At 69.8% G+C, this 8,075-nt stretch carries 6 protein-coding genes; all 6 read left to right on the forward strand.

Going from position 1 to position 8,075, the window contains the following annotated elements:
• The first annotated feature begins 565 nt into the window (after positions 1 to 565).
• Positions 566 to 2,026: an aldehyde dehydrogenase family protein gene (locus ACIHCQ_RS44270; RefSeq protein ID WP_399674968.1), complete on the forward strand. Its 1,461-nt coding sequence runs from the start codon at positions 566 to 568 to the stop codon at positions 2,024 to 2,026.
• A 277-nt stretch (positions 2,027 to 2,303) separates the two neighbouring features.
• Entirely contained in the window at positions 2,304 to 4,250 is a 1,947-nt protein-coding gene (locus ACIHCQ_RS44275) for an acyl-CoA dehydrogenase family protein (protein ID WP_399674970.1), read from the forward strand.
• 85 nt (positions 4,251 to 4,335) lie between these two features.
• Positions 4,336 to 5,103: a hypothetical protein gene (locus tag ACIHCQ_RS44280; RefSeq protein WP_399674972.1), complete on the forward strand. Its 768-nt coding sequence runs from the start codon at positions 4,336 to 4,338 to the stop codon at positions 5,101 to 5,103.
• A 38-nt stretch (positions 5,104 to 5,141) separates the two neighbouring features.
• A complete protein-coding gene (gene dxr / locus ACIHCQ_RS44285; RefSeq protein ID WP_399674976.1) occupies positions 5,142 to 6,413 on the forward strand; it encodes a 1-deoxy-D-xylulose-5-phosphate reductoisomerase in 1,272 nt (423 codons plus the stop codon).
• Positions 6,410 to 7,711 (forward strand): M50 family metallopeptidase, encoded by a 1,302-nt coding sequence (locus ACIHCQ_RS44290; protein ID WP_399674974.1) that lies wholly within the window; start codon positions 6,410 to 6,412, stop codon positions 7,709 to 7,711. The genes dxr and ACIHCQ_RS44290 overlap by 4 nt, the downstream gene beginning before the upstream one ends.
• A gap of 196 nt (positions 7,712 to 7,907) precedes the next feature.
• A partial coding sequence (locus tag ACIHCQ_RS44295; RefSeq protein ID WP_399674977.1) for a flavodoxin-dependent (E)-4-hydroxy-3-methylbut-2-enyl-diphosphate synthase occupies positions 7,908 to 8,075 on the forward strand: 168 nt, incomplete at its 3' end.

The following is an 8,075-nucleotide window of genomic DNA, read 5'->3' on the forward strand; positions in this document are numbered from 1 at the left end:
GTACGAGGATGATCCTCCGCCTTGCGATTGCACGCACCGGACGCCGCAGGCCCCGCCCTTCGGGCGGACGGCGCTACTTTCGCAACACGCCCTAGAAGACTCCTGAAGATCTTGCTCGGGCCGCCCGATTCACCCCGGATTGCCGGTAAAAGTCAATCAGGTCGAACCGGTGCAATCCGGGCGCGATTTCAAGATCTTCATCGGTCTCCTAGGGTGTGTTTGAGAAGTCTCTCCCCCTGGACTTCGTCCGGGGGACCCCCAGCCCCGAGACGCCTGGCACGCGCACTCGCGGTGTTGTCGGAGTCGCCCAAGCACTCCCCCGGAGCTTCGCCTGGGGGTGCCCCCCATCGCCTTGCGATTGCACGCACCAGACGCCGCAGGGCCCGCCCTACGGGCGGACGGCGCTACTTCTCAAACACGCCCCGGAGCCGTCACGTACAAAAGGGCGAGGCGGCCCACCGGAACACTCCACCTGGGCCAACCCCACCCGGGCCGCCACACACCTACCGTGGGGCACGGACAATCGCCACCACCCCCACTACCTCGGAAGGGCCGGGATCCGGACATGCCAAAGGAAAATGAGGCAGCCACCCACGCCTTCTGGCTGGCCGGCCGTCAGGCCACCGGCGAAGGCACCCTCGACGTCACATCGCCCTGGGACGGCCGGATCGTCGGCCGGGTCGCCGTCCCGACCGATGCCCAGATCGAAGAGGCCGTCGCCGCCGCGCACGCCGTACGGGACGAGTTCGCGGCCACCCCGGCCCACGTACGCGCCGACGCCCTCGGCCATGTGTCGCGCCGACTGGCCGAGCGCACCGAGGAGATCGCCCAGCTGATCTCCGCCGAGAACGGCAAGCCCGTCAAGTGGGCCCGCGGCGAGGTCGGCCGGGCCGTGTCCGTCTTCCGCTTCGCGGCGGAGGAGGCCCGCCGCTTCAACGGCGGCGAGGCGCAGCGCCTCGACACCGACGCCGGTGGCGCGGGACGGCTCGCGCTGACCCGCCGCTTCCCCAAGGGCGCCGTCCTCGGCATCGCGCCGTTCAACTTCCCGCTGAACCTCTGCGCCCACAAGATCGCCCCGGCGATCGCGGTCGGCGCGCCCATCATCCTCAAGCCCGCCCCGGCCACCCCGCTCTCCGGGCTGCTCATCGGCGAGCTGCTGGCCGAGACCGAGCTCCCCGCGGGCTCCTGGTCCGTCCTCACGGTCCCCAACGACCGGATGCCCGCCCTCGTCCAGGACGAGCGGCTGCCGGTCATCTCCTTCACCGGCTCCGACAAGGTCGGTTACGCGATCATGGACTCGGTGCCGCGCAAGCACTGCACCCTGGAGCTCGGCGGCAACGGCGCCGCCGTCGTCCTCGGCGACTTCGCGTCCGACCAGGACCTGGACTGGGCGGCGACCCGTATCGCCACCTTCTCCAACTACCAGGGCGGCCAGTCCTGCATTTCGGTGCAGCGCGTGATCGCCGACGCGTCGGTGTACGAGCGCCTGCTGCCGAAGCTGGTGGCCGCCGTCGGAGCCCAGGTCACCGGCGACCCGTCCGACCCCGCCACCGACGTCGGCCCCCTCGTCAGCGAGGACGCCGCCAAGCGCGTGGAGTCCTGGGTCGACGAGGCCGTGGCGGCGGGCGCGAAGCTGCTCGCGGGCGGCAAGCGCGAGGGCGCCTCCTACGCGCCCACCGTGCTCGCCGACGTACCCGCGGACGCCACGATCTCCCGCGAGGAGGTCTTCGGACCGGTCCTCACGGTCCGCAGAGCAGACGGCGAGGCCGAGGCCTTCGCCGCCGTCAACGACTCCAAGTACGGCCTGCAGGCCGGCGTCTTCACGCACGATGTGCGCACCGCCTTCCGCGCCCACCGCGCGCTGGAGGTCGGCGGCGTGATCATCGGCGATGTGCCGTCCTACCGCGCGGACCAGATGCCCTACGGCGGCGTCAAGCAGTCCGGTGTCGGCCGTGAGGGTGTGCGCTTCGCGATGGACGACTACACCTACGAGCGGGTCATGGTCCTCACCGGCCTGGATCTTTGATCTCCTTCCCGCCGTGAACGGCGGGCGCTGCACGCCCAACACTCCCCCTACGCCCCAGCGGGCGTGGGGGGAGCACCCCCACCCCGACAACGACAGCCGGAATCCGCCATGCGGGCGCACCGGCCGTCGCTGTCGCCCCACTGCCGTACGCAGACTGGTGGAGAGGCCGATAATCGGGTATTACGGACGAGTAGCACCGGTCGGTAGGGCGACCAGCGCCCCGCCCGACGCCCCTGGATTCCCCCTGGATTCCCCGACTCGCGGCGAGGTGAGCCTCATGTCCGCCCCACTCGACAAGAACCGGCATCCCAAGGTCAGTGAGCGAGAAGCCCGACAGGTCGCCGAGGCCGCGCGCGAGCAGGACTGGCGCAAACCGAGCTTCGCCAAGGAACTGTTCCTCGGTCGCTTCCGGCTCGATCTGATCCATCCGCATCCCATGCCCGCCGACGAGGACTCCCAGCGCGGCGAGGAATTCCTGGCGAAGCTCCGCGACTTCTGCGAGACGGGCATCGACGGCGCCCTCATCGAGCGCGAGGCCCAGATCCCCGACGCGGTGATCGACGGGCTCAAGGACCTCGGCGCGCTCGGCATGAAGATCGACACCAAGTACGGCGGCCTCGGCCTGACCCAGGTGTACTACAACAAGGCACTCGCCATGGTGGGCTCGGCGAACCCGGCGGTCGGCGCCCTGCTCTCGGCCCACCAGTCGATCGGCGTGCCCCAGCCGCTGAAACTGTTCGGCACGCCGGAGCAGAAGGAGACGTTCCTGCCGCGGCTGGCCCGTACGGACATCTCCGCGTTCCTGCTGACCGAGCCGGACGTCGGCTCCGACCCGGCGCGCCTGGCCACCATGGCCGTCCCGGACGGCGACTCGTACATCCTCGACGGGGTCAAGCTCTGGACGACGAACGGCGTCGTCGCCGACCTCCTCGTCGTCATGGCCCGTGTACCGAAGTCGGAGGGCCACAAGGGCGGCATCACCGCCTTCGTCGTCGAGGCGGCGAGCGAGGGCGTCACCGTCGAGAACCGCAACGCCTTCATGGGCCTGCGCGGCCTGGAGAACGGCGTCACCCGCTTCCACCAGGTACGCGTCCCGGCCGCGAACCGCATCGGCCCCGAGGGCGCGGGCCTCAAGATCGCCCTCACCACCCTCAACACCGGACGGCTCTCGCTGCCCGCGATGTGCGCGGGCGCGGGCAAGTGGTGCCTGAAGATCGCCCGCGAATGGTCGGCGGCGCGCGAGCAGTGGGGCAAGCCGGTCGCCCGGCACGAGGCCGTCGGCACCAAGATCTCCTTCATCGCCGCGACCACCTTCGCCCTCGAAGCGGTCCTCGACCTGGCGTCGCAGATGGCCGACGAGGACCGCAACGACATCCGCATCGAAGCGGCGCTGGCCAAGCTGTACGCCTCCGAGATGGCCTGGCTGATGGCCGACGAACTGGTCCAGATCCGCGGCGGCCGGGGCTTCGAGACCGCCGACTCGCTGGCGGCCCGCGGCGAACGGGCCGTACCCGCCGAGCAGATCCTGCGCGATCTGCGCATCAACCGCATCTTCGAGGGCTCGACCGAGATCATGCACCTGCTGATCGCCCGCGAGGCGGTCGACGCGCACCTCGCGGTGGCCGGGGACATCATCGACCCCGACAAGTCCCTGTCCGACAAGGCGAAGGCCGGCGCGAACGCCGCGGCCTTCTACGCCCGCTGGCTCCCCAAACTGGTCGCGGGGCCGGGTCAGCTTCCGCGTACGTACAGCGAGTTCCACCCGGCGGGTCATCCGGACCTCTCCGGGCACCTGCGGTACGTCGAACGCACGGCCCGCAAGCTCGCCCGCTCGACCTTCTACGGGATGTCCCGCTGGCAGGGCCGGATGGAGACCAAGCAGGGCTTCCTCGGCCGGGTCGTGGACATCGGCGCGGAGCTGTTCGCGATGAGCGCGGCGTGCGTACGCGCCGAAATGCTGCGCACCACCGAGGCGCACGGCCGCGCCTCGTACCAGCTGGCGGATGTCTTCTGCCGGCAGTCCCGCATCCGCGTGGAGGAGCTCTTCAACCGGTTGTGGTCGAACACGGACGATCTCGACCGCAAGGTGGTGGAAGGTGTCCTGTCCGGTGCGTATACGTGGCTGGAGCAGGGCATTGTCGACCCCAGCGGCGACGGCCCCTGGATCGCGGACGCGACCCCGGGCCCGGCCCGGCGGGAGAACGTGCACCGACCGATCCGCTGACGGGCCGGGGGCGACCGGCTCCGGCGCGTGCCCCACAATCGACCCCTGACGATCAACAGGGATCAACAGGGGAATCGGGGCAGGGATGTTCGGGGCGGGGAACGGCAACAGGAAGTGGCGGCGCGCGGTGGTGGGAGCGGTGGTGCTGAGCACCCTCGCCGCGTGCGGCGGCAGCGACGGTGACGGAGGCGGCAAGGGCGGGAAACCATCCGCCGCTGCCTCCGCCGCCGGGCCCAAGGCCCTCACCGAGGCCGAACTCACCGCCCTCTCCTTCACCGAGGGCGAGAAGATCGGCCCGTACGAGGCATCGGACCTCGGCGCGCCCCGCAGCGAGGACTACACCGCCGACCCCGCCGTCTGCCAGCCGCTGGTCAGCCTCGCCAAGGGCGTCACGGACCTCGACCCGGCCGCCGAGGTCCACCGCGAGGTCGACGTCGCCGACGAGATGAACGGCACCAGCGTCTCCGTACAACTGCGTTCGTACGCGAACGGGCGGGCCGCCGCCGTGATGAAGGCCCTGGCCGCGGCCGGTACCCGGTGCGCGGGCGGCTTCACCGAGGACCGGGCCCTCGCGCAGGCGAAGTACCTCAAGGTGGAGCCGGTCAAGGCGCCCGCCTTCGCGGCCGATGCGGACGAGGCGCAGGCGTACCGCTTCACCATCCGCGATGTCGGGGACGGGAAGCTGAAGCTCTACGAGTACCTCACCCTCGTACGGTCCGGTTCGGTCACGCTCTCCTTCCGGGCGGACATCATCAGCACCAAGGACATCGGGGGAGTGCCCGAAGAGGTCATGCGGGCCCAGTGGGAGAAGTTCCGGGCGAATCAGAAGGGGACCCCGGAAAGCGGCGAGTAGTGGACGCGCTGTCCGGGCGGAGCGCGGTTGACGCCACAATGGTGGGCATGAGCGACAGCCCATCACCTCTCGCCGACCCCCATATCGCCTTCGACGCGAGCGAAGGCCGCCGGGACCTCGTCGTCCTTGGCTCCACCGGGTCCATCGGCACGCAGGCCATCGACCTGGTCCTGCGCAACCCCGACCGCTTCCGCGTCACCGCGCTCTCCGCCGCGGGCGGCCGGGTCGGACTCCTGGCCGAGCAAGCGCGGCAGTTGCGCGTCGACACGGTCGCGGTGGCCCGCGAGGACGCCGTGCCCGCGCTGCGCGAGGCACTGGCCGGGCAGTACGGCGGCGAGCCCGGCCCCGAGATCCTGGCCGGGCCCGACGCCGCAGCCCAGCTCGCCGCCTCGCCCTGCCACACCGTGCTGAACGGCATCACCGGCTCCATCGGACTCGCGCCCACCCTTGCCGCGCTCGAAGCGGGCCGCACCCTCGCCCTCGCCAACAAGGAGTCGCTCATCGTCGGCGGGCCGCTGGTCAAGGCCGTCGCCAAGCCCGGACAGATCATCCCGGTCGACTCCGAGCACGCCGCCCTCTTCCAGGCGCTCGCCGCCGGGACGAGAGCCGACGTACGCAAACTCGTCGTCACCGCGTCCGGCGGCCCCTTCCGCGGACGTACGCGCGCGGAGCTGGCCCATGTCACCCGCGAGGAAGCCCTCGCGCACCCCACCTGGGCCATGGGCCCGGTGATCACGGTGAACAGCGCCACCCTGGTCAACAAGGGCCTTGAGGTCATCGAGGCGCATCTCCTCTACGACATCCCCTTCGACCGCATCGAGGTCGTCGTCCACCCCCAGTCCTACGTCCACTCCATGGTGGAGTTCGTGGACGGCTCGACCCTGGCCCAGGCCACCCCGCCCGATATGCGCGGCCCGATCGCCCTCGGCATCGGCTGGCCCGTACGGGTCCCGGACGCCGCCCCGGCCTTCGACTGGTCGACGGCATCGACCTGGGAGTTCTTCCCCCTCGACACCGACGCGTTCCCCTCGGTGGCACTCGCCCGCCAGGTCGGCCAGGCCGGCGGCACGGCGCCGGCGGTGTTCAATGCCGCGAACGAGGAATGCGTAGAGGCATTTCTCGCGGGTCGGCTGCCGTTCAACGGAATCATGGATACGGTCACCGGAGTCGTCGCCGAGCACGGTGATCCCGTTTCGGGAACCCCGCTCACGGTGGCGGACGTACTGGAAGCGGAAACCTGGGCCCGGGCAAGGGCCCGGGAACTGGCAGGCACATTCAGCGAAGCACGGCCCGCGGAGGCTCGCGCATGACGATTCTGTTGACGGTCCTCGGCATAGCCCTCTTCGCTGTGGGGCTGCTGATCTCCATCGCCTGGCACGAGCTGGGCCACCTCTCGACGGCCAAGCTCTTCGGTATCCGCGTGCCCCAGTACATGGTCGGCTTCGGCCCGACCCTGTGGTCCCGGCGCAAGGGCGACACGGAGTACGGCATCAAGGCCATCCCGATGGGCGGCTACATCCGCATGATCGGGATGTTCCCGCCGGGAGCCGACGGCAAGATAGAGGCCCGGTCCACCTCGCCCTGGCGCGGGATGATCGAGGACGCCCGCTCGGCCGCCTTCGAGGAGCTGCAGCCCGGCGACGAGAAGCGGATGTTCTACACGCGCAAGCCGTGGAAGCGCGTCATCGTCATGTTCGCCGGGCCGTTCATGAACCTCGTCCTCGCCGTCGTGATCTTCATGAGCGTGGCCATGTCCTTCGGATTCGCCACGCAGACCACCGAGGTCGCCGGGGTCCAGCAGTGCGTCATCTCACAGGAGCTGGACCGCGACACCTGCCAGAAGGGCGACAAGCCCTCGCCCGCCAAGGTCGCGGGGCTGCAGGTCGGCGACAAGATCGTGGCCTTCAACGGCGATCCCGTCGCCGACTGGGCCGAGCTGTCGAACCACATCCGCGAGACCGTCGGCCCCGCCGCCATCACCGTCGAGCGCGACGGCCGGCAGCAGACCCTCCAGGCCACCCTCGCCCAGAACCTGGTGGCGAAGAAGGACTCGTCCGGCGATATCGTCCCCGACAAGTACGTCACGGCGGGCTATCTCGGCTTCGCCGCGCAGACCGAGATCCTGCCGCTCTCCTTCACCGACTCCGTCGACCGCATGGGCGACATGATCGAGAACGGCGTGGAGTCGATCGTCGCCCTGCCGTCCAAGGTCCCGGACCTGTGGAGCGCGGCCTTCAGCGACGGCGACCGCAAGGACGACTCCCCGGTGGGCGTCCTCGGGGCCGCACGCATCAGCGGTGAAGTGATGAATATCGACGCGCCCACCCAGAACCTCATCGCGATGTTCATGATGCTGCTCGCGGGCTTCAACCTCTCCCTGTTCCTGTTCAACATGCTGCCGCTGCTGCCGCTGGACGGCGGGCATATCGCGGGCGCCCTGTGGGAGTCCGTACGCCGCAACATCGCCAAGGTGTTCCGGCGCCCCGACCCCGGCCCCTTCGACGTGGCCAAGCTGATGCCCGTCGCATACGTGGTGGCGGGGATCTTCATCTGCTTCACCCTGCTGGTGCTGGTGGCCGACATAGTCAACCCCGTCAAGATCACCTGATCGCTTGATCGAACCCCCAGACGTACGGCCGGACACGTTCTGTGTCCGGCCGTACGCATGAGGGGTTTGGGGTCGATACCACTGTGGACTGTGGCAGGAATGTGCTCGGCCGCGCCCGCGTGCCGTAATCTCGGTGGCTGGAGCCCGCTGATCTCGGGACCTCGATCTTGATCCACACCTTGGGGTTGCACAGCAGATGACCGCAATTTCTCTCGGAATGCCGGCGATTCCGACGAAGCTCGCCGACCGGAGGGTCACCCGCAAGATCCAGGTCGGGTCGGTGGCGGTGGGCGGGGATGCTCCGGTGTCTGTGCAGTCGATGACGACGACGCGTACGTCGGATATCGGGGCGACGTTGCAGCAG

This window comes from Streptomyces sp. NPDC052236 (genome assembly GCF_044548015.1).
Lineage (GTDB): Bacteria > Actinomycetota > Actinomycetes > Streptomycetales > Streptomycetaceae > Streptomyces.

Excerpts from the sequence above, each read along its gene's own strand:
- ACIHCQ_RS44270 (WP_399674968.1), top strand. The coding sequence starts at position 566 with ATGCCAAAGGAAAATGAGGCAGCCACCCACGCCTTCTGGCTGGCCGGC.
- ACIHCQ_RS44275 (WP_399674970.1), top strand. The coding sequence starts at position 2,304 with ATGTCCGCCCCACTCGACAAGAACCGGCATCCCAAGGTCAGTGAGCGA.
- ACIHCQ_RS44280 (WP_399674972.1), top strand. The coding sequence starts at position 4,336 with ATGTTCGGGGCGGGGAACGGCAACAGGAAGTGGCGGCGCGCGGTGGTG.
- dxr (WP_399674976.1), top strand. The coding sequence starts at position 5,142 with ATGGTGGGCATGAGCGACAGCCCATCACCTCTCGCCGACCCCCATATC.
- ACIHCQ_RS44290 (WP_399674974.1), top strand. The coding sequence starts at position 6,410 with ATGACGATTCTGTTGACGGTCCTCGGCATAGCCCTCTTCGCTGTGGGG.